The sequence below is a fragment of the Paenibacillus shenyangensis genome (assembly GCF_000346635.1).
Lineage (GTDB): Bacteria > Bacillota > Bacilli > Paenibacillales > Paenibacillaceae > Saccharibacillus > Saccharibacillus dauci.
The window spans coordinates 61,910-87,184 of record NZ_AOIG01000027.1 but is presented as its reverse complement, the minus strand read 5'-3'; the positions used below and the strand labels follow the sequence as shown (position 1 = coordinate 87,184).

Below are 25,275 nucleotides of genomic sequence, written 5' to 3'. Positions count from 1 at the left end.
GGCTGTGATGCCTGAATAGAAACGCAGAGCTTATGTATCGCGGCTCTCCTGTCTTCTAATGTACCACAAGCTGCCTGTTCAGCCTATCTGTCGTTTGCCAATTCCAAATACATAATATCCTATAATCACGATACCGATAAATACCGCTCCTACAATCAGCGACAAGTTGGTATCCGGGTTAAACCACATTCCCACCAGTACCAGTGACAGGAAAATAATCACGATATAGTTGCTCACCGGGAAAAAGAGCGATTTGAAATGATGATCCTGTATCTGCTCTTTCCACTGCTTGCGGAAGCGGAATTGGCTGAACGCCATGGCGAACCATGGTATCATGCCCGGCAGAATACTGGCGCTGTAGATATAGAGGAACAGCTTGGAATCCGGGAATAGATAGTTGAATAATACGCCGATCAGCAGCAGTGCAATAGTCGTCAGAATACTGTTGCGTGGTACGCCGCTTTTGGATACTTTACCAAAGAACTTCGGAGCCTGACCATTCTGTGCCAGTGTATACAACATTCGTCCTGCACTATAAATACCGCTATTGCAGCCAGACATCGCAGCTGTCAGCACGACAAAGTTAATAATTCCAGCTGCTGCGACGATACCAACTTTGGCAAATGTAAGTACAAACGGACTGCCATTTTGCCCTACTTCATTCCATGGATAGATCGTTACAATAATGAAAATAGCGCCTGCATAGAAGATCAGGATTCGCCAGATAATATTTTTAATGGATTTGCGCAGCGTTTCTTTGGGATTCTCGGCTTCACCGGCTGTAATGCCCACCATCTCGATCCCCTGATAAGCTGCCGTAACAATACAGAGCGCAAACAGGAATCCCTTGAGCCCACCAGCAAAGAAGCCGCCGTGACTGTACAGATTCGATAATCCGATCGGCTCGCCGCCATTCCCAAGTCCAAAGAATATCATGCCTGTGCCCAGAATCAGCATGCATACAATGGCTACCACCTTGATCATCGCAAACCAGAATTCAAATTCTCCATAGAACTTGACCGCCGCCAGATTCGCTGCTGCAATAATGCCTACGCCTGCCAGAGCCGGCAGCCACTGCGGAATATCCGGGAACCAATATCCTACATAGATACCGATAGCGGTCACTTCTGCCATTCCGACTGTTATCCACAGGAACCAGTAGCTCCAAGCCGTAACAAATCCAGCCAACGGACTAATATATTTATGGGCAAAGGTTGCAAATGAACCGGTGACCGGTTCCATAATCAGCATTTCCCCCATCATCCGCATAACGAATAACATAATAATTCCTGCCAGCAAGTAAGCCAGCAATACGGAAGGTCCTGCCCACTGAATCGTACTCGCCGACCCCATAAACAGCCCTACACCAATCGTCCCCCCAAGCGCAATCAATTCAATATGTCTTGCTTTTAGTCCTCTGTTCAATTGTTTGGCTTCCAAAGAAAAACGCCCCTTTACCGTGCTTGAGTACAGCCTGAATTACAAATACATTTATGTAATACAGAATCGCATTGCCACATTGTAATGTAACATATTATGTAATTTCAATAGGACGGATCACAAGTGAAAGCATTGTTTGCCTTGTCGGAGAAAACAGTGTCTACTCTTCGTGGACAATTACTTTTTTTGCATCCTAAATAGACCCTTCTCCCATTCTGTCAATCATGCATTTATTTTATATGTAATTTGGGATTATTTACGTTTCTCATATGGTGGATATATTCCTCTCATCATGTACGTTGTATTAGAAACAGCTTTTTATTTACATCAAAATAATTCAAAAGCAAAACAAAAACACAATGTCCATGACAAACGGACATTGTGAACAAATTGTGACAATATAGATAAAGCGCTTTAATATATCTCCTGTTTTCTTGTTTGTATTTTAATGAAAAAGAGCAACAATAAGCATCGTAGCCGCTCCTACCAGAATTCCTCCAAACCCAAAATAACCAAACCAGCGTATAGGTGCAGGTATGCTGGACATCTCTGCCGGCTGACGAGGAACACCCATAATTGTATGGTAATGTTCCGTTACGCTGTTGAACGATGCCACTTCATGGCTCTCTGTCTGAACAAGTTGCTGTTGATCTCTATTTTCGGATTTCATAAGGAAGCTCCTTTTCAATAAAGTAGTCCTGCGTAATCGTACATTTGCTAATTCAATAACCTGAACTAGCTGCCTCCGTCTTACGGTACACTCGTCCTCTTTTTCCTGCAGGCAGCTTCCTACTCCATAGTATGGTAAAATTAGTTCAAGGCTCCAATCTATCTTTAGTTTACCATAAAGGGGTGCAAACCATGAATCCACAAGATCAGATCAGGCTTGAATTACTAACTGCAAATATGCAAAATATCAAAAAAGAATTCCCATGGCAAAATGTCAATGTTACCCGACTGGCTGCTCTGTTGTATGCACTTGAAGGCAATGAGGCTCCTGCTGAAGCGATCCGTAATAGTTATAATATGCTCAAGGAAAATACCAGCCGCTTCTCGATGTTCCGCAACATGGCTGCGATCGCTATCTCATCTATGCTTTCCCTACACGGAGATCAGGAAACGCAGCTGCAGCGCACATTATCTGTCTATGAACAGCTCAAACAAGACGGATTCAAAGCGTCTGAGTATCTGGTGATTGCCGCTTATGAGATAGCTGCCAATACTGCGCCGAATCAGCATATACATACGATAGAACGAATGAAGGCCTTTTATGAAGGCATGAAGCAGCATCACCGGTTCTTGACCAATCGGGATGATTATATTTTCGCTGCGATGCTAGGTTTGTCGGATATCGATCCGGTGGTTGGAGTCGAGCGTATGGAGCAGCTGCATTTATCGCTGAAGCCAGAATTCCGCAACAGCAATAGTCTCCAGTCACTGACACAAGTATTGGTGCTTGGCGGTGAGAACCGCGATACGTTGGATCGCCTTCTGCTGCTGCGAGAATTACTGAAGGATCGGGACTTGCGCATGGACAAGCAGTATACGCTATCTTCTCTTGGTGTATTGGCGCTACTACCCGCGGATCCAAAGGTGATGGTTGATGATATTGCTGAAGTATATGCCTATTTACATGAACAAAAAGGATTTACCCGCTGGTCGCTCAACAAAGAGCAACGGCTACTTTATACGGCGGCACTGGTCGCCTCCCGTAATATCGATGAAGCTCGTCAGGATGTACTCACGTCGAATCTGACTACCAATATTACGAATATTATTATTGCCCAGCAGACTGCAATGATTGCTGCTGTAACAGCAGGTGCAGCCGCTTCTTCTTCGGCTTCCGGCTAAATGCAGTTCCAGTCAGTCATATAGGATACACTATACATGGAAATAACAAACAGGAACGCTGATTCATATCAGACGTTCCTGTTTATTTTGCGATGCAATCATTCTTTTAATGAGTGGGTACTCTATTGCTGTTCCTGTTCATCTCATTTCACTAGGCAGATGAACAGATACCGAAGACTATACAAAACAAGCTACATGACTGTGATCCGGTCTACCGTCTCGGTATTATCCTTGTACCAGATCATGACCGTCTCGCCTGCTTGGAGGTCGGACAGTTGGAGCTCGGAACGATTAGCCGCAGTGGCAGGATCGGCTGTAGATGCAGACGATGGGTCGGCATTGATCTGCGGCATCATACCGGGTCCTTCGGAGATTTGTACCTCTTCGCTGACTTGGAGCGCTCTCTTCTCGCCGGTACTGTTCAGATTTGTTCCTTCATTGCCTGGTGGCTGCTGAGAATTACCGGCATCGGTATGATCCGTACCGGGACTGTTACTGCTATCTGATGGACGATTACTGCCTGTAGTTGGAGCAGAAGAAGATGAATGGTCAGCAGGCGAACCTTGTACAGCTGGTGTATCGGTATCGGTTGATCCTGTACGGGCTTGAGGTTGGCCATCGCTGTGACTTTGCTCCATCAGCTCGATATGGAGTGTATTTCCGCTAACAGATATTACTTTGCCAATTACATCCGCATTCATCATGCCGCGCATAGAACCACCATTTCGGCCTGGGCCGCCATTCATGCCCATTCCGCCTCCATTCCCATTCATACCAGCCCCGCTATTAGCGGTAATATTCTGGGACGTAATTACATCACATCCACCCAATAACATAGCACCAGATAACAGCATTGCCGACCAGCACCATACATATTTTTTACTTCGCATGAATTAATCACCCTTTCCGAGAAATGGGATATATCGAGATAGGCGGTCATAGACATCCTTGAAGCCCATATAAGACAGGATGATAAGCAGCGGATAGACCGGATAAATATAACGGGACTTGATCTCCCAGAGCAGATAGAATCCAATGAATCCGAGAATCACCAGCACCAGCGATACTTCGTCATACCGTTTTCTGCGAATCGCTCCTGTGAGCCTTACCAGTATAAATATGAACATCAGGAAGTTGATCGCATACAATATCCACATCAGACCGCTTCGATAGACCGAATCTCCAGCGAATAGCTGTGTAATTGCGGTTGAGTAGCTGTATCCTCCCATGACAAATCCCATACCGCCACTTGCAGATCGTTCATTGCCAATACCATAGCGTTCGACCTGGTAAGTCCCTTCGGTCCAGGTCCAGATCAGCTTTTTGTAATACAGTTCTGCCAGTTCACCCAGTGTCATGCTGGTCACTTTGTCCTGAATCGCCTGCTGAAATAGTGGAATACTTGCTGCCTTGTTGTATCCTGCTTCACGCTGGTAAATAGTATAGCTAAGCATATTGTCCCAGAATCCGAATGTACTCTGATTCATTCCCATATTCAGCCACATATAGACAGGGGCGGAATTGGTACTGGTCGGTTGACTGACTACACCTGATGCCTGCAAAGCTGCATTCTGTGTCCAACTGGGTACATTGAACAGCACTGCCATCAGCCCGAGCGAGATCAGCAATCGTCTCCAGCCGATCCGTTGCCAGTTCAAGAGAAGATAGATGACAGAAGCAATCAGGAAAATGATTCCGATACTTCTAAAGTAATTACCAAGTGCCAGCAGAATAGCTGCCAGTACGATATAACGAATCAACCGTGTTTTTACAAACCGGATAACTGTATATAGAGCAGCCGTCAGCAGCGTCGTCGCAATAATATCGTTGTAGATAAAGTTGCTCATCAATAGCGCCGGAATATAGGTGGCGGCAAATACCAGCACTCCATAATCTCTATTAATAGAACGTTCATTCAGCTGCTTATAGATCAGATAGATCATGAATGTCGTGACCAGTGTGAACAGGATGTTGAATATTTTCAGAACCAGATAATTGTCCGGGAACATCCAAAGCAGTGCCTTGATATAGAGCACGGTAGAGAAGTTAAAAGGAAACATATACAGATATCCACCGGACTGGAAAGTAGAATAATCTTCCTGGTTTAGCATCTGCATTGCCAGCGATACAACTGTTTGTGAATCATCGGTTGGCAGACGCGGCAGCAGGAAGATAATAGCCAGCTGGATCGCCAGTGAAATTCCCAATATGACCGGAATAACAATCTGCGGACGATAGCGGTTCAGTTGCAGACATAATCTGTATAATACCAGACTGGCAATAAGCAATACGAACACGAGCAGTACCAGAATAAACAGATGCTGCTGCTGCAGAATAGGCCTGTCACTGTACACCGCATAATTATATTCCGCTCTCAAAAATAAAGACGAACCGATAAACAGCGCCATAAACACGGCGAGTATACCGTAAATTGCATTCTGGATAACTCTCTGCATGTAAAAACTCCTTTGCGGTAGTGTGATGAGAAATACGAAGTGAAATACCAATGCCATGAATACCGCACGGGATATATTTTCTGACAGATCCAACCTGTGTCCGTATTATAAATGGTGAATATGAATAAATTATTAAAAGCAGACACATCCTGTAGTGCTGCTTCCGTTTATCCATAGAGCACTATGTTTAATACTTACCATTACCGTCTTTATTTATTTCCAGTTCTGCTGGAAGACTAACCGCTTGATGAAAGGTGGAAAATATCATGTCCGAACCTGTTACTCATGCCGAATCCGTCGAAACGGTCCGCGAACTGATCAAAGATATTGAGACAGCGATGCTGACCACTATTTCTGGAGAACGTCTGGTGTCCCGCCCAATGAAGACCCAGGATATCGAATTTGATGGAGATCTGTGGTTTCTGACCAAAAAGGATACTTCCAAATATACGGAGCTGCTGGCCGATCCGCGTGTCAATGTAGCCTATGCCGGCAAATCCTATGTATCGATCAGCGGGACTGCTGAATTCGTTAATGATCTGGAGCGCAAAAAGGAAATGTGGAACAAGATGTATGAGAAAATTCTGGATGTATCCTATGACGATCCCAACCTGGTACTCATCCGGATTCATACAGAGACTGCCGAATACTGGGAAAGCGGTAGTGCTGCCAAGATGGTTACTCATCTACTTAAAAAAGCCGTCGGCAAAAACTCCGATCCCAGATCCGAGCCGGGTCTGAACGAGACAGTAGATCTGACGCAGGCGCCGGATCAGTCTTAATCGGTTAATCCAACCAATATGCCTAGCCACTGTTTATTTGATAGATAGCAGCAGGTTACTTCAATGACAGCAGTCAATTACACAGAACCATATAAACAAAGACCACCATATATCCACATTCGGATAACTGGTGGTCTTTTGATGTTTTCTATTCTATACTTTGCGTTCTGTTAGTAGTATGTGTTATTCAGTATCTATTATCCAGTACCGGATATTTAATGAAGACGGCTTCGATTGTTAATTTCAACTTGTCAGAAGCTTAGCTCCTGCATTTGCTTTATTGTTAATGACTTTATCATTTTTACTTTTTTCGTGTTTATCGTATATCGGTATAGCCCGAAATGATTCGATGGATATTCGCTTATATGATCCAGTACAGTCCCCTGCGAATTCCATAATACGGCTGTGGTCGAAATAATACTGGTTTCTCTCGGCACATCGATTATTTTACCAGAAGATGCATTATAAATGGCAATCCGCCCCATGGACGAATCTCCATAGGCAAATGCCAGTTGATCTCCGGTAGGCGACCAGCTATAGGTATACATACTTTCTACATTCTTCATATGACCGGCAATATGATTAATAATGATATGTTTTTGCTGTTTAAGGTTCACCAGCAGAAGCTGGCTGCCTCCTTCCAGCCGGGTCTTGATCGCAATAAATTTGCCGGAGGGCGATACGGATATCGAGTCCAGCGATGCAGTAGATTCTTGCAGCGCTATATCGTATTGTATCTTCCCATCAGTGATATGCAGTTTGTTAATATAAGGATTACCGCGATAATCCTTTGCGGCACCTGTATAAGCGTTCACTGTTACAGGGCCTGCGGTCAGCTTCAGTCGGTCTGTCGACGTCTGCTTGTTCACAGTGACAGGCGCATGAAAATAGGAGTTAGCCGCTGCTGCTGTACCTGAATCATATCCTGCTCCTGTCAGGCATACGGCTGCTGCCAATGAGGATATACAGGCGATTTGGACGAATTTTTTCATATATATTCCCCTCTGCATTTGTAATTGATACTACATGTCTATCTGCAATTGCTGCTTGTACAAGCTTGTATGTATCCTATACAGAATTCCATATTAGAAGAAAATTTTCCTGCATAGGATGATAACTTGGATACAGGTATATTGTATTTGAATGAGTTATACCATTCGCTGTTTGCTTAAGATTTGGCTTTGCTTTACCTCCATAGTCTATGCCAGCTGCTCCCATCTCGCCCACATCTCCGGCGGATTCAGTTCGTATACCTGATCTTCTCTCGACATGAACTGATGCATAATAAACTCACGGCGGATCGTTGCAAAATCTTCATGAAAAGATTTGATAAATTCATTGATCTCTTTCTCCTCATATTTGCGTCCCGGTTCCAGCTGCGATACCAGATGTTCCAGTACAATCAGCTTTTTCTTGAGCTGAGCCGGAATACTTTTCAATCGACCATCTTTACCGATAAAGTTCCTGATAATAGAAGCTGCCATATTTTTCTGATTGTCATCCATAATGGGTTGTCCTCCTTCTACAGTTCGATAGATGAGCCTGACTGCTGCGAGTGCGTTATTTTTGATGAAATAATTGTCTAACGAGAAATAAATCGTATTTTTGTCCCGGCGCTCGTTGATAAGACTGGCTTCTCTTAACTTGGTAGCATGATGAGTAATCGTGGCTGGTGTTACATGCAATTTTTCTGCTAGCGCCTGACCGTTTAGCTCTCCTTCGGCTAGCAGAATAAGCATTTTGATACGCGTAGGATCGGCAAGCGCTTTATGATAGGCTACTACTTTATCCAGCTGCATGTTCTATTCTCCTCTCTTAATTAATTTAACAATCATCTAATTAGATATTTGTTAAATTAGACTATAATCGAATTAGCTCACATAGTCAAACTTTATATAAAGTATTTAAATCTCTGTTTGCGTTCTCATAAGTTGGTCGTATATCTGGCTGAACAGGTTTGTCGATAAGATTTTGAGATTTTGAGATAATTGTTGATCCTATGCTTAACGCTTATATGCAAACAAAAAACACGGACAGGTCATCCGTGTTTTGTCTTGATCAGGACATGGAGTTGAGTATGAGGATAGCAACCACCAGCGCCGCAAACAACAGGCTACAGCCGGCAGTGTTAAAATTATCGGTTTGGGAATTCAGCAGCTTGATGAATGTATACATGAAAAAGTAGGCAAGTAGCCCGATAATCAACCAGGCGATGATGAGTATCACAGTTGTTTCTCCTTTCATTGGCGCAGAATTTACATTTTCTCCTTTGTTATTCATCCGATCCACTTCATATCATTTTTCAAACAATATACTTTTATTCTTATTCGTCATCCAAGCCGCTTATCGTACATCAACTGCAGCTGTACACCGAACGGATCTTCTATAATACCATACGCTTCGCTGAATACAATATCCGACAAAGGCAAAATAATTCTTACTCGCTCATCACTGATCAGATTGCTGTAAAACTGCCGGATCTCTGTGAGATCCGCGCTCTGAATACACAGCGAGATATGATTGCCTGGATGGTACTTCTCGCGAGGGTCCATCGTCTCTTCGGCAATCATCAGCTTAGCGCTACCGATCCGCAGTACGGAATGAGAGATATAATCCTTGTTATCCTCTGTCAGCTGGATCGAGCTGTCACGCTTCGCCATCTGCTGATAGGTGACCCGCATCAGCTCTTCTGCACCGAGATGCTTTTTGTAAAAGCCGATCGCTTCCTTGGCTTTTCCGTTCATGGACAAGAAAATGGCAATTTCCAGTGTCATACTCATCTTGTACCGCCTCCATTTTAATATTCGGACAGATCATTGATATCTGCTCTCAAACTCATTATCCTATGAAAAGGGTTCAAATAATGACACCTTTAAAGGAGAGGATTTTATGAAAAAATCGGAACGGCTCAATGATATGATTCGCTATCTGAATGGACGGGAATTTTTCAATCTGAGTGATCTGATGAAGACTTACCATATTTCCAAAAGTACAGCTCTGCGCGATATCCATTCTCTTGAACAGCTGGGTATGCCTCTTTACGCCGAACATGGTCGGCATGGACGATACGGAATCCTCAAAAATCGGCTGCTCTCCCCGATGATCTTCACTATGGACGAGGTATATGCCTTGTATTTTGCGATGCTGACACTGGAAGCCTATCAATCCACACCCTTTCATCTTAGTGGGAATCGGTTGAATGAGAAGTTCGAGAATTGCCTGTCTCCGACTCAGATCGAACAGATTCATAATATGAAAAAAGTATTGCAGCTGGAAAGTTATCCTCATCCCCACGCGAGCCCTTATCTCGATCGGATTCTTAAAAGCATTTTGCATGAGAGTATCTGTCAAATCAGCTATTCACGAGGCCAGCAGCATAAAACTTATACGGTCCAATTTGTCCGGATCTCAGCACGGTTCGGACAATGGTATGCAGCCGGAATGGATCTGGATCAGCAGCAATACAAAGTATTTCGCTGTGACCGTATTCATACTATAGAGGAGCATTCCTCGTTACCCACTATGCCGCTGGATGATCTGTTGCAGCAATATAGTGACAGACAGCAATCCGACCACAGCGTTCCGTTTGAAGTAACGATTACGGCCCAGGCCAGGGATATTTTTGACAAAGAACATTATCCGTCGATGCATCTGGAGATAGATGAAGAGACGGTGATTCATGGTTTTTACCATCCAGGTGAAGAAGATTTTATTACGGATTATTTTATTCGCTATGGTCAGCATATTCAGTCTGTCCAGCCAGATACATTGAAGAAAATGATCCGTGACCGGATTCACCGCTTGCTTGATCATTACAACCAGGTATGACCATTACATTCATGAATATGGGTCGTGCTTTGGAATACAATTGCAATTATTCTTCATTCGCCGTCTATTTCGTAATAACATATCCATACACAGCAACAAATTTATGTAAATTACGTCTTAATAATGAGTTGCCCAATCGCTTGTTATCTTCACCCACAGTATGATGTATACGATACTCAATAAAAGGTAAATATGCGGTGCTACTCTATATTTATTTCAAACCCTACCAAAGGAGCTCAAACAATGAAAAAAGTAATAAGCGGAATCCTGGTCGCGGCTTGTCTGGGACTTTCTTTTTCTACAACCTGCGCAGCTGCCAGACAGATTCAAATTGATGGAGTGAACATCAGAACCGCAGCCTATCCGGAAGTTAAAAATGGTCATGTCATGGTGCCCCTGCGGACCATCAGTGAAAATCTGGCGGCTACGGTACAATGGTCCACCTATGGAGTCACACTGACTAACCGCAATAGCACAATCACTTTGAAACCAGATAGCAAAGTAGCCCAGAAGAATGGGAAAGTCATATCAATGGATACCAGCCCTTACATAAAAAATAATTTGATATTTGTTCCTCTTCGTTTTGTCTCTGAGGCATTTGGCAGTAAGGTCAATTACGATAAGGTCAGAGTTACTATTGATTCTCCTTCCCTGCGTATTAATGGTGTTCCAATCAAGGCACTGCAGCAGGAATATCATATGACTATGGGTGGTATCGTACAGCAGATCAAAGGCGATGCTTATAACCAGGCTATTTATGATATTATGCTGAAATACAAAGGCAAAGAGGTAGCTGAACCCGCCAACTATTCCTGGCAATATATGATCGATACGCTGGGTGCCTACTACAAAAATTCTGAATACCAATTCCTCGACGACAAGGGAGACAATCAGCTTCGCTACGATACCTATTCTCTGGTCGGTGATTTTCCGCAAGAAATGCTAAAAGATTATCCACCATCCCTGATTTATGATGCAAATCAGGATAAATGGTATTTGTTTAGTGAAACGGCTAATGAAGCGATTCGCAAATTAATATATACTGCCAATCAAAATGGTTTTATGAGAACTATCAGTAACACCATTCTCTAAGCTCATTCGAAAGGAAAATGTATTCATATGAAATCAATATCACCCGAGTACACTATACGCAGCTTTGAAGAATCGGACATGCCTTTACTGGGTGATCTATATCAGGCAGTAACAGCCAGAGATAACGCTGTTTTCTGGTGGGTTGGTGAACCGCCAAACTGGCACAACGTATACTGTGCTTTTGAGAATAATCGGATGATTGGCAAAGGCCAAATCGAAGTAACCAGTACGATCCATCCGCAACAGCCTGAAGAGTACAAACATACTATCTATATAAATATCAAAACGGTTCCGGAACGGGAGGTGGATACAGCCCTATTGGAAGCTCTTTACCAGCCCCTGCTGAGCAGAGCCATCGAACTCCAAAAAACACTGTCAACGACTCATGAAACCATGCTGTGTATCGGCAATCATTCGTCCGAGACTGCCAATATTTCCTTTTTCAAAGATAAAGGCTACTCCTATCTGCAAAGCCTCTTTCATATGGAAAGGAATCTGCTCCAGCCTCTCCCCGGGCTGACACTGCCTTCAGAATTACAGTTCGATTATTGGCAAATGGCAACAACTGCAGAAGAACAGCAATATCTGAACATAGATGCCGAGATCTGGCCGGAAGCTCCTATTGGCAGCAACAAACTCGCAGAGAATAAAAAGCAACCTCTGTGGACCGCCATGGTGGTAAGAGAGTATCAGACCATGATCGGCGGACTGATGGCCTGGCAGGAAGAAGACGAAGGAATAATTGAGGATGTCTGGGTGCGTGAACCATGGCGCAGACGTGGCATTGCCCGCTATTTACTGGTGGAAGGACTCAAGTATCTGCAGAGTCATTCACTCGAAAAAGCCAGCCTGACTGTACTGACCGATAATCATTCGGCACTGTCGCTGTACGAGTCGGCTGGCTTCCAGATCATGAATGAAGAAGTACGATACGGAATAGTTCTGGGTTAAAGATGGTAATCCTCAGCACATGGAATAGCTACTTTAACCAACGATTGCAGATGCATGGCTACAATCTATAGCCGGTGACATAATTGCCCCACTCATCCAGATTGTCCTGCCATGCATCCAATCCATCAAACACGCCTACATAGACAACTTTATCACCAAGAATCAAAATCTGCATATCATTGTCTTGATCCCATGTTTACAAATAATCTCTACAGAACATGACGCTGACATATCAGTATCCCGAGAGATCAACTGCTGTCCTGGCAATCACTATAGCTTCTAAGAGCATAAGCAAGAATAGTGCGTTTTTCTTCCAAAGATAAGTGATATTCGGCATGACTGAAGATATCCGGGTTCACCTGAACTTCTTTTCCGCTCTCACCCAATAGTTCAGCAATAGAAATTGCATGTTGAACCGGATCGTTGGGTTCCCTCAGTAAGTTCTTTATTAATTCTTCCAGCAGGGTAGCAGTGTCTCTCTCTAAAATAACAAGTCTGTCTTTTGCCGCAGCAACCTGCGAATCATAGTGATTGGCAAATCGTGAAATATTCCAGCCTGGCCAACACTCTTTCACAATAGCAAGAATATTGGGAATCGCTTCTGCATGCCAGAATTGCAAAGTACGGCTGACTTTATCAACATGGAATCCGCTGCTAGGAATCTCATCTCGGTATGCCCAGTCCTTCCATATTATCTTGCTGTAACCCTGTGTTTTATCAATATGTTCAATTATCTCAGAACCGGAATACAAATACTCTTTGAAATCTATACCAAGAGGAAATAGTAATAGTTCGTCCTCGCCAAATTGGATGCTGGCTACACCATCCACAAAATTGCCAGACGCAATTGGCTCGAGCAGGCGGGGCTCCATGTCTTGGCGGGAACTTAATACACATTCCGGCGAAACACCCACATAATTGGCCATATCCAAAATGCCTTCTTCTGCCCATTCTACTTGCCATCCTGTCCATACCTTATGCATCAATTGTATAAATAGCTGGCGAAGCTGAATATCGTACATCATATCTTCACCACCGTAAAAAAGCAGGTACTGTCGATCCAGATCCATGACGACTCCACCTTCTGCCCAGATATCATTCAGCCATTCTGTCTTGCTCACTTTTTCCTGACTTTCGATAAACTGCCTGGTATGAATAGGGCCCCAGAATACCTTTTCAGGCATGGAGCTCGCACACCAGTGATTGTAATACAGTTCGTAATCGTTGTTATGTACAATAACTAAATTAGCTCTTTGTCCCATACAGTAGGTTCCTGCTTTCGTTAGAATCTATGGATACATAGTAATCCGGTAATCGTTATATATGATTAGATACTCCTCTGAATAGGGTACATTTTATTTGACGGAACTTTAGGTATAGACTGTATGCTGTTTAGCTGTCTCTCCAATATATAACATCCTATTCAGAAAAAGGTGATCTTATGAAAATGTTCAGAGCAATGGGAATTCTGTTGTCTACTGCTTGTCTCGCTGCACTTGTTGCATGCTCCAGCGGCACCCCTGCGAATAATACACCACCCGGCGAATCGCCTGCCGAGCAGGGAGCGACGACAGACCAGAAACCGATTGAGCAACCGGCACAGTAACTCAATAGGTTGTCATCTATCTATTCGCAACTCCTACTATTGTTAAAATATTAGTTTAGATGTGTTCAACACAATCGCTGAAAATACGTCTTCAACTAAAGGGTTCTGCTATAGTAGCAGAGCTCTTTGATTTATTTACTTATTGGCTTATATGTATCTATCACTTATTATAATGACTTTGCATAGCTGAAATAAACATTTTATTTCATAATTCAAAAGACATGGACAATAGTCCATGCCTTCTGCAAATATACGTATTACTTGTATTCACTCTGATTGCATCCGTACAATTCAGCTATATAATTTACGTTCTGGCTTTTGCACTTTCAGCTGTTTGCCTTTGATCGTTGTATTCTGCATTGCTTTCATTACAAGCGGGCCTTTTCCATTCAGAATATCTACATAAGTAACGGTCTCCTGAATGCTGATAATTCCGATATCATCGGCAGTTACGCCTTCGATCCGGGCGATGGTACCTACAAAATCAACAGCACGCAGCTTTTTCTTTTTGCCTCCGTTAAAATACAGCTTGAGGATATTGGCATTCAGCTCTTCGCCTTTGCTCTTTTTCGGTGCAGGACGATCATGCAATTTACGTTCAAAGGCATCCCGTGCTTCCGAGACGGCGAATGCAGAAGGTTCCTCTGCGCGCGGAATTTCGAATCCAATATAATTCTGGATCGCATTCAGGAATTTATCTTCATACGGCGTTGCAAAGGTAATAGCCGTACCACTCTGACCCGCACGGCCTGTACGTCCGGTACGATGAACATAGCTTTCTTTTTCCATCGGCAGATCGTAGTTGATGACATGCGTAATCCGGTCAATATCAATTCCTCTCGCCGCTACATCGGTGGCAACCAGATAGCGGAACTGACCCGCGCGGAATTCATTCATGACACGATTGCGGTCATCCTGTTCCATACCACCATGGATTTTGCTCGCTGGATAGCCGAGACTTTCCAGCTGTGTGGCTACTGCATCCACATTCACCTGGGTACGGCAGAAAATAATGCAGCTGTCCGGATTCTCGGTGATCGTGACTTTTTGCAGTAAAGAAGGCTTTGCTTTCTCGCTGACTGTATATAATTTATGCTGGATCTGGGTCTGGCGCTTGTCCGAAGCCGATCCAATCTCGATATCCACCGGCTGATTCATATAGCGGTGACAGAGCTTTTCTACATCTTTTGGCAGTGTAGCAGAGAACAGCATAGTCATCCGTTCGGTCGGCAGCTCGCGAATAATTTTCTCCAGCTGCTCAATAAATCCCATACTCAGCATCTCATCTGCTTCATCGATGACTAGATATTGAATACGTTCCAGATCGATCGTATCTTTCTCGATATGATCCATCACGCGACCCGGTGTACCGACAATCACATGGTTACGCTGGGTCAGTTCACGCCGTTGGCGGTCAAAGGGCTGCTTGCCGTAGATCGCTGCTGCCTTGATCCGCTTGAAGCGACCGATATTCATAATATCTTCTTTTACCTGATCCGCGAGCTCGCGTGTTGGTGTCAGGATCAGCGCCTGTGGACGACTCTCTTCCCATTCCACCATTTCGCATAATGGAATACCGTAAGCTGCCGTTTTACCGCTGCCGGTCTGTGATTTGACGGTAATATCGCTGCGGGATAATGCTTGTGGAATAACCTGCTGTTGTACAGGCGTCGGTTGATTATAGCCGAGGGTGTCCAGGGCACGGGTAATTTCTTCACTGAGGGTATAGTCGCTGAAGCTTGGTTGATTAGTAGATGCGGGGGTACTGCTGCCGTTCTGTATATCGTTCAATGTGTTGCTTTCGCTCATTAGATAGTAAACTCCTTCGTTCTTGGATATTCGATAAGCGTACCACAGATTGGGCAATAGCGGGGAGAGTTTCTTTTTGATTGCCCAGCGATCTTACCAGTTCATAGCCGTACATTTATTTTAATGACAGTTATGTACTGTCTTATCCCTGTTATAAGTAAAGAGTTTATTCGTAATTTTATCGAAAACTATACTTGAGTATTTGCACGCTATTAAAAGGGGTTGCTATGTATCCCACAACCCCTTTTGTAATGTAGTCATATAATGAAACAATACCAATGAGCATTTATCTTATCTGGAAAGCGGAGCATAGTTAATATAACCTTTTTCAAAAAACTCATCGGCTACAATAAATACATCCTCTTTGGCTGTTTGCATTTCTGCTGGAGTTACAGCAATCAACGTATTAAAGGTGCTAAATCCGTCAGCCACCGGGAACTCTTCCGGAAAATCAATGGCGGGTACTACGATAAAGCCTCCAGAAGGGATACCAGGAATCTGATCTCCAGCGTACTCCAAGTAATCTCCTTGATAAATGGGGCGTTTCGTTTGCTCGGTATGCTGAACCCAGGAAATAAATTCACGTTGCAGCACAGCCTCCTCTTCTCCAGCAAGGAACATCATAAGTTCATAACCGTAACCTGATGCAGAGCCACTATCAAATTCTAGATCTGAGCTTCCTCGATCAGGATCACTTAGACCTGCAGTAACCAAAATATCCATTCCAGCGTAGCCTTGTTTGTATTTCAAAACCAACAAATTTTGCTGATCGTTCTGCCAAATGAATTGAGGTTCTTGAAATTGAAAGAGAGAACCATAAATTAACTCGATACGATCGGATAACGGATATGTACCTTCCAGAGGCGGCATAAAAATACGCTGAATAAGTGTCTCCACTTGAGGCACTGCCTTTTGTTGGTTGGGTGTAGTCATACGTAGCTTGGAAACGGGCGTTTTATTTTGTGAGAGAAGGTAAAGCTCTGCTTCAACCATTTCTACCCAGAGATCGGCTGTTTCCGTACTATCTGAGGGAAGCGTCTTACTCTCTACAATCCCGATCTCGGATGACTCCAAACCAAGTGCATGGATCAACTCTGTCGTTTGAGGCTGGGGCTTTCCGGTCAGACGTACATAATCGATTCCATCTGCAAAAATAAAGCCTACACTTTCAACCGTTCTACAAAGAAATTCAAAATAAGGAGACTGTTCCAGAATCTGTTCTAATATCTCAATACGATTTAACATTCATTACATCCTTTCCGGTTATCGATTAAAATTGTGGGGCTTATATACCCATTCACCACTTCTATTCAAATACCCCCATTCCCCTTCGTAAGTAACAAGACCCAGTCCATTGGAAAAGGAGTCCGCCGTCGAGAAAATGTTCTTCACAATCCATTTTCCTTGCTTATCAATATATCCGTAACTGTCTTTTAACTCCACAGCTGATATGCCTTCGCTAAAATTACTCACACTCTGGAATTTAGGCTTAATAATCACTTCATTATTTGGGTTGATAAATCCCCATTTCCCAGCTGTTTTAAGACGAAAAGCAGCCAGTCCTTCACTGAAATCGAAAAGTTGATAATATGTTGGAGGGATTATGAATTCACCTGTTTTATCAATGAATCCGTACATATCATTATCTAAAGATACTTGGGCATACCCTTCTTCAAATGATCCACAGTAAGCATACTTAAAAGGAATGATCTCCTCCCCTTTATCATTAATTAAACCGTGTTTTCCATTCTTCTCAGCCACCATTTCTCTATTGTTCCATCTTCCTAAGAAATCAAATTCGTTGTCTAATATTTTATTAGCTTTTTCATCATATAAATACATTTTTCCATCCTGTTGCCCAATAAAGGTTTTATTTCCATTAAGAATAATCTGTTCAAATATAGGAGGAACTATTATTTCTCCTTGCCGATTAATAATTCCTGTTTTTCTGGATATAATAAAGGTGGCCCACTCTCCGTTAAATCCCCCCAGTCGATCCGCATTAATTTGAAGAACAACATCGTTTTCTTTATTAATATATCCTTTATGTCCATTTTCCATAGTAACTGCAGCTAGTTCCCCACTAAAGTCTGCGGCCTGTAAGTAACTAGGGGGAATCACAAATTCGCCTTCATTATTTAGAAATCCGTATTTATTATTTTGTTTGATTCGATAAAAATGATTAGCCATATTATTCGCTCCTTAGTGATGAGGACCAGGACTTGTAAACCAATCCTTAGGCCAATTTTCAGCTTTTGAAGATAATGGATTATAGATTACATCAATATCTGCTTCATCTACTCTGACACGTACATAGCCTGCTGGATCATCCAGAATATCGGTGACCACTTTTTTACCCTGGCATTCATTCACTCTATATGCTTCAAAAGCTTTCATTCTTGGATCATTAACAGCACGTATCTGAGGAATAATATTTAATGGACTGTCTTCTACTGCATTATCTAATGCACCCTCATTAACCGACTTAATATGTCCTCGCTCTGTTCCTTTAGGCACTTTTGCTCTGCTGTAACCTGAGCCGCGTTTAACTTTTGTCCCTACTGTCCAGCTCATACTTGTTGTCTTACCAAATTCATCGATCCATACTGACGTAGTGGGAACACCTTTACTATCCAGTACATCAATTTTATACTTCGCTTTTCCACCTACTACTTTTTCAATAGCGAATTTATTTTGAGCCATCCCTTGTTTCAGTTCTTTGACCATAACTCTTGATAGATTTTGAGTTTTGAGAACAGCAGCTAATTGATCAAATTCCGCTTCTGTTATATTGTTAGGATTTGGCGGATGTGTCCCCCCTGGTCCTCCTCCTTTTCCATTTTTGGGCGGAGGCAAAACCTTGGACATCATCACTTGAGCTTTATCTTTCATCTCATCGTAAGCTTCGCCGAATGTTTTTCTTCCTAAGCTCGGACCGCCTGCCATCGCCTGCTCAGGCAGTAACCTTGGAATCTCCATATTTCGCATGCCATCTTTCATTTTCTGCATGGCTTTAAACAACTGGGCTGCCATTGTATCGACGTCTAGCTGTCGGGCTATTTTCCGGGCACCTACTGTGACCTTACCTAGTACAAAGCTTGCTTTCGCTGCTAGCTTCGCAGCAATCTCGCTCGCAGATTTCACCATTCGACCCGCAGCAGCTCCCGTCACTTTAGCAGCAGTTTTAACTGCTTTGGCAGCTTTGGAGCCACCAGCCACTCCATCGACTGCTTTTGCCACTTTCCGTGTGGCTTTGGCTCCTGTAGCTGCCCATCCAGCAAAAGGAATTGCTGCCGTTGCAGATAAGGCGGCTCCTACATAGTCTCCTCGTGCCAAAGATATACCTGCATTAGCAAGGTCGGCTACTTCCCCTACACCTGGAATTAATCCCACCACGTCTAGCGTGATCTGTGTCACGTCTAGCGCCTTTTCCCAGAAACTCTTTTTCTCGGGCGGTGCTTCTTCTTGTACTTCCTCTTGGTACGGTGCTTCAGCTTGAGGTTCTAAGTCTTCGATACTTACTGGAGCTTTGATTAGACCATCCAGATAAATGGTTTCTCCCAAGATATCCGTATCTCCATCCATTATAACACTGCTAGTGCCACTAAGAAGATAGATGCCTTCCCCTGCCTGGATACCTACCTTTGTGTCCGAAGTAATCTCAAATGTTTTTTGAGAAGACATCAATATATCTGTATCACTTTGAATAGTAATTCCATTCGAATCCTCAAGAGAGATGAAGAGACTACCTTCAATAGCCGTCAAACTTAATTCATTAGGTGCCATCTTTAGTTCTTTACCATAATCCGTACCCCAGTATTTCTGGCTTGGGTCACTAACCTTCGGGGATGGTTGTGCTCCTTTACGAACAGATCCTTGTGCTTTGACTTCTTCCTCTTCGGCACCTGGAAAATAAAGCTTTACTGCATCTCCTATTTTAGGCATTACATACAGCCCACTACTGCCTTCAGCTGTATAAGCACTCTCGTATGGAATCCAGACTGCGAGACTTTTATCTTGTGAATCATCTACGTCTAAATGCACACGTACCTGATCACTTTTAAGACCGATAACTTTACCATCCAGAGAGACACCAATAATTTTCTCATTTAAAAATTTAGGCTGGCGTATCCCCTCTTCACGGCGTAGCTCATATACATGCTGCAAAATACCATCTTGTAATACCGTGACAGCAGAACGAACAGCAAGTTCCCGACCACGGAAGCTCACCCGGCTGCCGAGTGCCAACCACTGCTCTGTATGTATTTCATACGCGGTAAAGTCACTCAATTGAACCTCGTGACCTGCAGCCTGAACTGCTGCATAACTTTGCAAGTCTCGGCTCATGGTATAGGCTACATCCTCCGGAAGTAATGTGATTCCGCCTTCCGGAATACCAATCCATAGCTTAGGTGTACGAGCAGCTGATTCAGGAATAACAACGGCTCCTACTCTAGAGGCTAGGCGTTTAATAAATTGCCAGTCGGTTTCACGATACTGAAGAACCAATGATTCCAGATGATCGTTCTCTGTCGCATTATCGATAACGTCCGAGCCAGGATAATCGCTTAGTACCGCTTCGATAACTTCTCCTGAAGTCTGACGCCCTCTTTGAAAAGAACGAATCTGCACTTTATGATCGAGCCGAGCCGAATGAGAAACGGCATCTAGTTTAAGGTAATAGATTCCTCGTACGGTTTCAATACTAAGCTGCCGAATAAAACCGTGGAATAAGGTACGCTGTAAATTACCATGCTCATCTATTTCTTGAATTTCGATCGATTCACCTTCAGCAGACATCGATGCGTAAGTATCTGTATGTTGATCGGGTACAATCGCCGTCAGCTGCAGATAAGCATGCTCACCTGCATGGCGTTCTAGCTTTAACTCATGCAGACGCTGAAGCTCAAAAGGTCCTTTTACATTTAGCTGTCCATAACCACTCCATGTGTGTATAGTGCTCATCTACCCGCTCCTTTCCTAGTGGTAAGGAGTGCAATGGCCGATAATAACATACCTCTCATTAGCTCCCCCCTCCGCCTACAGAGACACCACCGAGATTCTGTCCATCGTCTTCTACTTTGATCAAACTTCCCGCGTATACGCAGTTATTTGTACAACCATTTAGCATAGCTGGCTGACTCTCCACCAGTACATCTTCCTTGCCATTGATCCAGGGAGTCGTAATTACTGGAATGCAAGGCGCTTTCTGAACTCCATTCGTATCCACTGAACCATTTTTCACAGCTGGATTAAGTTGATTCGTACAATTGCCAAAATTCATAATATTTACACCAGGCTGGTAATCATTGATATTGAGCTGTGGTAACTTTCGTATGTATACACCATGGCTTACTGGTACTTTCAGCCGAGTAAGCTGTGTTCCACAACTGCAGCTAATAATAGCTCCAGCTACTACATAGGATTGCTGTGCAGCTGGAGCAGATGGCAAAGCTTGCGTGGCACTTTCGACTTGCATGATATTTCCTCCTTATTCTTTAAGGTTATATGCAAATAGATCGATATTTGTATACTTAAACTGATGTTTCGATACGTTCTAGACAGATCCCGTCATAATCTCGGCGTAAGATACTCTCGGCGAGGCCTAGGTTGACGAGAATGATTCGCTCCCTTATACCTGCCAACTGACAAACTGAGTATTCTTCTAGCTGTTGAGCATTCAGTATAAGCCGTTTTAGACTGCCATCAGGATAAAAGGACGTCTCTTCCGTCAGTGCGTGTACGCTTGGAGGTAGCATGAGCCAATATAGCTTATGCTCAATTCGCTCTGTATCATTTAGCGTAACGGGATAGCTACGTATAGCTGGCTCCCAAATAGTAAGAAGCTTCTTCATAGCGTCTGACATCAGAGGGAGAGGATGCTGAATATAATCGGCAGGCTCCATTAAACCTCCTTTTTGTACAGTAAAATACAAATTCATCCCAACTAGAGCATTATGCCGCTCAGGAAGCAACAACTCTTGAGGTAATAGCTGAGATACTCGCTGGGGCTGCGCCGTATTCATCAGTCGCTGATCCTGTTTTAATATAAAGTATTCCATTTTTTTGTTCCTTCCTGCAGCCGCTTCCATTCAACGGATGGCAAGACTACACGCTCTACAAGTGCTCCGGTCAAATCGGCTCCTTCTAAATTTGCACGGGTTAGATCCGCACCACGTAGGTCCGCATATCTAAGGTTTACCCCCTGCATTTGCGTATCGCTTAGATTAGCACCGCACAGAATCGCCCTCTCTAGATTCACTTCATGCAAAATCCCCCCGCTTAGATCAGCGGAAGACAAGTTGGCTTGAGGAAGATCTGCGTAAGACAGATTTGCTTTTCTTAAATCAACATGAGCAAAGCTTACTGCATCTAAGGAAGGCATTCCCCAATGAGTAGAAGCTTCAAGAGATCGACCACCTACAACTTTTTGTAAGTTTGCTCCTCTCATATCGGATCCATCAAAGCATGCCCCATGCAGAAGACTCTCTGACAAATCCGCCTGATGGAGAACACAATCTTCCCAGCGTGTTCCAACCAGCATGCTCAGTCGCATATCTATCTGCTTGAAATGACATTTACGAAAAGTCGAGTAACGGAAATCCAATCCTATGACATGCTCGTCAGACAAATCCAAACGTTCATAAGCTTCATAAGCATAATCATTGTCTTGTCTCTCACGAATCCATTCACGAACAACTTCTGATTCGCGCTGACGTCGATCTTCTTTATAGACTAAGACACTATGATCCATATATTCACCTACACGTACTTCAAAGATCTCCTCCCGCTGCAATTGTTGGTAAGCATCCAGTTTTGCTGCTTTTGGCATCGCCAGACGAATCAATTCGATAACATAGCGATGAAAATACTCACACTCATTACGAGCTATTTTTTCAAGCTGTGGATCGCGTATTTTACCGCCATAAGACTGAGCAGCAGAACGCAGCTCCTGTATACAGTTCATCCAGGAAGAAAAGGCCCAATCTACTGCATAATATCCCTGATATGGCTGTTTATCTAACCACCAGGTATGATCCATTCCTTCAACCAGATAAACGGCCTCCTTCTCTTGTAAACGAGTCCGCAAAAGATGATAGCTGATATAGCCAATCTCCCCTTTTTCCCCTCGTCGCTGTTTTTCGAGCAGTTGAGAACACCATCTCTCAAAATGGTTCAAAAAAGCGGCTATCCATTCTTCTCGTTCTTGCCGAAACGTAGCATCTACCTCTAACAGTGTGCGCTGACGCCAGGAGCTTACCTCATGCTGTTTAAAATGACTGAGGACTTCTGTATGATTCATCATTCGCCTCCTTGCTTGTCCACCATATTCCTGAATCAGTTCGTATTCAGGTTTTTGCCGATAATTTTAGTACTTCCATCCATCAGAATGCTACTTTCTTTACAAGCCAGACTAATTTCTTCTTTAGCCGAGATGGTAACATTCTTGTCAGAGTTAATCATAATATCTTTAGCGGCTTTCAGCGTAATCTGCTGATTGCTGATAATTTCGATTCCTCCGCCTTCATTCAGCCGGATAAAGACAGCTCCATCCTTACCTGTAATCACAATTTCATCTGGCGCCAGCATGATCTCTTTCCCGGCTGCAGTACGTAGAATTTTTTTGTCCGGATCGCTTACCTTGTTGCTAGTACCTTCCGATTTGTCCTGACGGACCGAGCTGCTCGCGACAGCTTCCTCTTCGCGGCTTCCTGGAAAATAAATACGTACATGGTCACCTGTCTCTGGCATGCAGTACCATCCGCTACTGCCTTCTGCTGTATACATCGAAGAATACGGGAAGCAGTGTGCTGTACCAACATCTTGTATCTCGTCAATATACAAATGAATTTTGACTGTATCATTCACAATCCCGATGACTTTACCTTGAATCGATGCTCCAATAATTTTTTCATTGTATATTTGTCTTTGGCGTAGTCCTTTACGACTGCATAGCCAGTAGCGATGTAAGGCTATACCCTGTTTCATTTGCGTATGTACAGTGCGGACATACATTTGGCGTCCCTTAAATTCAACCATGCTGCCGAGATCAAGTACTGTTTCGGTCTCTACTTCGTAATCGATAAAATCATTTTCGTCAAAACCACCAGTGTCATTAGCAGAATAATAATGATAATCGTCCATACGCTTCTCTACTTGATAATGATAATTATCCAGTTTCCCTTTGGAAGAACTCTCAAACACGCCTAGGTAGAATTTGGGATGAGTTGCTGTAGCTACCGGCATTAATGAAGTATGAAAGCGGGAAGCCATCCGTTTAAGGAACTCCCAGTCTGTCTCGAGATATTGCAAAGTAAAGTTGCCAATGGCCGCTCCATCTGTCGCTGCATCCATCACATCAAATTTGTCGTAATCGGAAGCTACCTGATTTAGTAGCTCTCCATACGTCATAGCATGATTTTGAAAGGAACGTTTTTTCTTTTTTACATCCAGCAAATAGGTATGCGATACAGCCTCTACTTCTAGATAGTAAACACCACGTACTGTCTTAATACCGACATGTAAGACAATGCCGTGAAATAGTGTATTGGTACCGCCTTGATCATCCAGCTGACGGATCTCAATAGCCGTATCCGCTTCTGTCATTTCCACATAGCTTTCCTGCTTCTCTTCAGGAATGATTCCTGTAAAGCGCAAACGAGCATGATTATTCATTTCCTTCGTGATCGTCAACTCTTCCAGACTGACCAAATCATACGGATGTACTCGTAAATTGCTGTAAGTAGCAGATATTGTACTCATCAAACTTTGCCTCCTTGCACATGTTCATGTACGACCAGTGATTCCAGGATTGCCCAAGCAATCGGTTGCCAGTCTGTCTGATCAAACTCTATACAATTAAAACCTCCAATAAGTGCTTTTCCTTGTAAGGAAGCGAAAAACATTAGATTATAAATATCTGTATTCAGCGCAGGAGAAATAAATTCACAGTATCCATACTGTTGCTCCCCTGCTACATAAAGACCATGACCAATCCACTGGCGAACGGGTTGATTTGCTTGCAAAATCGTAGACATGGCCTGCGTAAATTCTTCGATTTCTTCATAATCAAGTAGACTGCTTGTATGGTTGAATGTCAGATTAATAGTCGCATTATTATTCGTATAAATCAGTGTGGGACGACGCTCAGATGGATATTTAAGCGATGCCTCTTGCGGAGTCATAAGACGAAATAATCTTGGCATATGTATAGTGATCTGACGATTAAGCAAACTTGTTTCATGAAAAGGAACACTGCCTTCGCCAATCGATACAAATAAGTGGCGTATATCTATCTTCTTTAAAGACTCATTTTCACTTTCAATATGTTGATCTTCTCCCTCTGCTAAGATTGGTGAGTCATAGGAAAGACCTTCTTTTTTTTGCCTGGAAGCATGGATCATGGAAATGATCTTTTCATCCATATTACTCATTTCTAATCTCTCCTTTTAATTAAAAC

At 43.3% G+C, this 25,275-nt stretch carries 24 protein-coding genes; 6 read left to right on the top strand and 18 right to left on the bottom strand.

What is annotated here, in order from left to right; all coding sequences use genetic code 11:
- Window positions 1–78: 78 nt before the first annotated feature.
- Window positions 79–1,440 (bottom strand): amino acid permease, encoded by a 1,362-nt coding sequence (locus H065_RS0120805; RefSeq protein ID WP_017815022.1) that lies wholly within the window; start codon window positions 1,438–1,440, stop codon window positions 79–81.
- 445 nt (window positions 1,441–1,885) lie between these two features.
- Window positions 1,886–2,110 (bottom strand): hypothetical protein, encoded by a 225-nt coding sequence (locus H065_RS0120800; protein ID WP_017815021.1) that lies wholly within the window; start codon window positions 2,108–2,110, stop codon window positions 1,886–1,888.
- Window positions 2,111–2,301: 191 nt separating this feature from the next.
- On the opposite strand from H065_RS0120800, the gene H065_RS0120795 reads away from it, so the two are divergent.
- A complete protein-coding gene (locus H065_RS0120795; RefSeq protein ID WP_017815020.1) occupies window positions 2,302–3,291 on the top strand; it encodes a DUF4003 family protein in 990 nt (329 codons plus the stop codon).
- 191 nt (window positions 3,292–3,482) lie between these two features.
- On the opposite strand, the gene H065_RS0120790 is transcribed toward H065_RS0120795, so the two are convergent.
- Together H065_RS0120790 and H065_RS0120785 are read right to left on the bottom strand one after the other, a co-directional pair.
- Window positions 3,483–4,181 (bottom strand): hypothetical protein, encoded by a 699-nt coding sequence (locus tag H065_RS0120790; RefSeq protein WP_017815019.1) that lies wholly within the window; start codon window positions 4,179–4,181, stop codon window positions 3,483–3,485.
- 3 nt (window positions 4,182–4,184) lie between these two features.
- Complete coding sequence (locus tag H065_RS0120785) at window positions 4,185–5,747, bottom strand: ArnT family glycosyltransferase (RefSeq protein ID WP_017815018.1); 1,563 nt, start codon at window positions 5,745–5,747, stop codon at window positions 4,185–4,187.
- A 266-nt stretch (window positions 5,748–6,013) separates the two neighbouring features.
- Between H065_RS0120785 and H065_RS0120780 the strand changes: the two genes are divergently transcribed.
- Complete coding sequence (locus H065_RS0120780) at window positions 6,014–6,529, top strand: pyridoxamine 5'-phosphate oxidase family protein (RefSeq protein ID WP_017815017.1); 516 nt, start codon at window positions 6,014–6,016, stop codon at window positions 6,527–6,529.
- Window positions 6,530–6,780: 251 nt separating this feature from the next.
- Here the strand turns inward: H065_RS0120780 and H065_RS27190 are convergent, their stop codons facing one another.
- The 4 genes from H065_RS27190 to H065_RS0120760 form a co-directional block, all read right to left on the bottom strand.
- A complete protein-coding gene (locus H065_RS27190; RefSeq protein ID WP_017815016.1) occupies window positions 6,781–7,521 on the bottom strand; it encodes a hypothetical protein in 741 nt (246 codons plus the stop codon).
- A 207-nt stretch (window positions 7,522–7,728) separates the two neighbouring features.
- On the bottom strand, window positions 7,729–8,328 hold the full coding sequence (locus H065_RS0120770; RefSeq protein WP_017815015.1) for a DUF2087 domain-containing protein: 600 nt from the start codon (window positions 8,326–8,328) through the stop codon (window positions 7,729–7,731).
- 259 nt (window positions 8,329–8,587) lie between these two features.
- Entirely contained in the window at window positions 8,588–8,755 is a 168-nt protein-coding gene (locus H065_RS27970; protein ID WP_017815014.1) for a hypothetical protein, read from the bottom strand.
- 104 nt (window positions 8,756–8,859) lie between these two features.
- Entirely contained in the window at window positions 8,860–9,303 is a 444-nt protein-coding gene (locus H065_RS0120760; RefSeq protein ID WP_026136369.1) for a VOC family protein, read from the bottom strand.
- Window positions 9,304–9,418: 115 nt separating this feature from the next.
- On the opposite strand from H065_RS0120760, the gene H065_RS0120755 reads away from it, so the two are divergent.
- The 3 genes from H065_RS0120755 to H065_RS0120745 all read left to right on the top strand — a co-directional run bounded on the left by H065_RS0120755 (window position 9,419) and on the right by H065_RS0120745 (window position 12,400).
- Window positions 9,419–10,357: a helix-turn-helix transcriptional regulator gene (locus tag H065_RS0120755; protein ID WP_017815012.1), complete on the top strand. Its 939-nt coding sequence runs from the start codon at window positions 9,419–9,421 to the stop codon at window positions 10,355–10,357.
- A 243-nt stretch (window positions 10,358–10,600) separates the two neighbouring features.
- The gene (locus tag H065_RS0120750) at window positions 10,601–11,449 is read left to right on the top strand and encodes a copper amine oxidase N-terminal domain-containing protein (RefSeq protein WP_017815011.1); all 849 of its coding nucleotides are present in this window, start codon (window positions 10,601–10,603) and stop codon (window positions 11,447–11,449) included.
- A gap of 27 nt (window positions 11,450–11,476) precedes the next feature.
- Window positions 11,477–12,400, top strand: a complete 924-nt coding sequence (locus H065_RS0120745) for a GNAT family N-acetyltransferase (protein WP_017815010.1) — start codon at window positions 11,477–11,479, stop codon at window positions 12,398–12,400.
- A gap of 248 nt (window positions 12,401–12,648) precedes the next feature.
- On the opposite strand, the gene H065_RS0120735 is transcribed toward H065_RS0120745, so the two are convergent.
- Entirely contained in the window at window positions 12,649–13,662 is a 1,014-nt protein-coding gene (locus H065_RS0120735) for a hypothetical protein (RefSeq protein ID WP_017815008.1), read from the bottom strand.
- A 179-nt stretch (window positions 13,663–13,841) separates the two neighbouring features.
- Between H065_RS0120735 and H065_RS27965 the strand changes: the two genes are divergently transcribed.
- Window positions 13,842–14,006 (top strand): hypothetical protein, encoded by a 165-nt coding sequence (locus H065_RS27965; protein ID WP_193746794.1) that lies wholly within the window; start codon window positions 13,842–13,844, stop codon window positions 14,004–14,006.
- Between the two features lie 291 nt (window positions 14,007–14,297).
- Here the strand turns inward: H065_RS27965 and H065_RS0120725 are convergent, their stop codons facing one another.
- The 9 genes from H065_RS0120725 to H065_RS0120685 all read right to left on the bottom strand — a co-directional run bounded on the left by H065_RS0120725 (window position 14,298) and on the right by H065_RS0120685 (window position 25,249).
- On the bottom strand, window positions 14,298–15,815 hold the full coding sequence (locus tag H065_RS0120725; RefSeq protein ID WP_017815006.1) for a DEAD/DEAH box helicase: 1,518 nt from the start codon (window positions 15,813–15,815) through the stop codon (window positions 14,298–14,300).
- Between the two features lie 291 nt (window positions 15,816–16,106).
- Window positions 16,107–17,060, bottom strand: a complete 954-nt coding sequence (locus H065_RS0120720) for a suppressor of fused domain protein (protein ID WP_017815005.1) — start codon at window positions 17,058–17,060, stop codon at window positions 16,107–16,109.
- 18 nt (window positions 17,061–17,078) lie between these two features.
- Window positions 17,079–18,005, bottom strand: a complete 927-nt coding sequence (locus tag H065_RS0120715) for a WG repeat-containing protein (RefSeq protein ID WP_017815004.1) — start codon at window positions 18,003–18,005, stop codon at window positions 17,079–17,081.
- 12 nt (window positions 18,006–18,017) lie between these two features.
- On the bottom strand, window positions 18,018–20,780 hold the full coding sequence (locus H065_RS26505; protein WP_017815003.1) for a contractile injection system protein, VgrG/Pvc8 family: 2,763 nt from the start codon (window positions 20,778–20,780) through the stop codon (window positions 18,018–18,020).
- A gap of 58 nt (window positions 20,781–20,838) precedes the next feature.
- A complete protein-coding gene (locus H065_RS0120705; RefSeq protein WP_017815002.1) occupies window positions 20,839–21,294 on the bottom strand; it encodes a DUF4280 domain-containing protein in 456 nt (151 codons plus the stop codon).
- Window positions 21,295–21,349: 55 nt separating this feature from the next.
- A complete protein-coding gene (locus tag H065_RS0120700; RefSeq protein WP_017815001.1) occupies window positions 21,350–21,877 on the bottom strand; it encodes a hypothetical protein in 528 nt (175 codons plus the stop codon).
- The gene (locus H065_RS27185; protein WP_081604183.1) at window positions 21,859–23,121 is read right to left on the bottom strand and encodes a pentapeptide repeat-containing protein; all 1,263 of its coding nucleotides are present in this window, start codon (window positions 23,119–23,121) and stop codon (window positions 21,859–21,861) included. Before H065_RS27185 ends, H065_RS0120700 begins: the two co-directional genes overlap by 19 nt.
- A gap of 32 nt (window positions 23,122–23,153) precedes the next feature.
- Window positions 23,154–24,578, bottom strand: a complete 1,425-nt coding sequence (locus tag H065_RS0120690; RefSeq protein ID WP_017814999.1) for a contractile injection system protein, VgrG/Pvc8 family — start codon at window positions 24,576–24,578, stop codon at window positions 23,154–23,156.
- Window positions 24,578–25,249, bottom strand: a complete 672-nt coding sequence (locus tag H065_RS0120685; protein WP_017814998.1) for a hypothetical protein — start codon at window positions 25,247–25,249, stop codon at window positions 24,578–24,580. The genes H065_RS0120690 and H065_RS0120685 overlap by 1 nt, the downstream gene beginning before the upstream one ends.
- Window positions 25,250–25,275: the final 26 nt, after the last annotated feature.

Coding starts and splice junctions, on each gene's coding strand:
- H065_RS0120800 (WP_017815021.1), bottom strand. CDS start 2,110: ATGAAATCCGAAAATAGAGATCAACAGCAACTTGTTCAGACAGAGAGC.
- H065_RS0120795 (WP_017815020.1), top strand. CDS start 2,302: ATGAATCCACAAGATCAGATCAGGCTTGAATTACTAACTGCAAATATG.
- H065_RS0120790 (WP_017815019.1), bottom strand. CDS start 4,181: ATGCGAAGTAAAAAATATGTATGGTGCTGGTCGGCAATGCTGTTATCT.
- H065_RS0120785 (WP_017815018.1), bottom strand. CDS start 5,747: ATGCAGAGAGTTATCCAGAATGCAATTTACGGTATACTCGCCGTGTTT.
- H065_RS0120780 (WP_017815017.1), top strand. CDS start 6,014: ATGTCCGAACCTGTTACTCATGCCGAATCCGTCGAAACGGTCCGCGAA.
- H065_RS27190 (WP_017815016.1), bottom strand. CDS start 7,521: ATGAAAAAATTCGTCCAAATCGCCTGTATATCCTCATTGGCAGCAGCC.
- H065_RS0120770 (WP_017815015.1), bottom strand. CDS start 8,328: ATGCAGCTGGATAAAGTAGTAGCCTATCATAAAGCGCTTGCCGATCCT.
- H065_RS0120760 (WP_026136369.1), bottom strand. CDS start 9,303: ATGACACTGGAAATTGCCATTTTCTTGTCCATGAACGGAAAAGCCAAG.
- H065_RS0120755 (WP_017815012.1), top strand. CDS start 9,419: ATGAAAAAATCGGAACGGCTCAATGATATGATTCGCTATCTGAATGGA.
- H065_RS0120750 (WP_017815011.1), top strand. CDS start 10,601: ATGAAAAAAGTAATAAGCGGAATCCTGGTCGCGGCTTGTCTGGGACTT.
- H065_RS0120745 (WP_017815010.1), top strand. CDS start 11,477: ATGAAATCAATATCACCCGAGTACACTATACGCAGCTTTGAAGAATCG.
- H065_RS0120735 (WP_017815008.1), bottom strand. CDS start 13,662: ATGGGACAAAGAGCTAATTTAGTTATTGTACATAACAACGATTACGAA.
- H065_RS27965 (WP_193746794.1), top strand. CDS start 13,842: ATGAAAATGTTCAGAGCAATGGGAATTCTGTTGTCTACTGCTTGTCTC.
- H065_RS0120725 (WP_017815006.1), bottom strand. CDS start 15,815: ATGAGCGAAAGCAACACATTGAACGATATACAGAACGGCAGCAGTACC.
- H065_RS0120720 (WP_017815005.1), bottom strand. CDS start 17,060: ATGTTAAATCGTATTGAGATATTAGAACAGATTCTGGAACAGTCTCCT.
- H065_RS0120715 (WP_017815004.1), bottom strand. CDS start 18,005: ATGGCTAATCATTTTTATCGAATCAAACAAAATAATAAATACGGATTT.
- H065_RS26505 (WP_017815003.1), bottom strand. CDS start 20,780: ATGAGCACTATACACACATGGAGTGGTTATGGACAGCTAAATGTAAAA.
- H065_RS0120705 (WP_017815002.1), bottom strand. CDS start 21,294: ATGCAAGTCGAAAGTGCCACGCAAGCTTTGCCATCTGCTCCAGCTGCA.
- H065_RS0120700 (WP_017815001.1), bottom strand. CDS start 21,877: ATGGAATACTTTATATTAAAACAGGATCAGCGACTGATGAATACGGCG.
- H065_RS27185 (WP_081604183.1), bottom strand. CDS start 23,121: ATGATGAATCATACAGAAGTCCTCAGTCATTTTAAACAGCATGAGGTA.
- H065_RS0120690 (WP_017814999.1), bottom strand. CDS start 24,578: ATGAGTACAATATCTGCTACTTACAGCAATTTACGAGTACATCCGTAT.
- H065_RS0120685 (WP_017814998.1), bottom strand. CDS start 25,249: ATGAGTAATATGGATGAAAAGATCATTTCCATGATCCATGCTTCCAGG.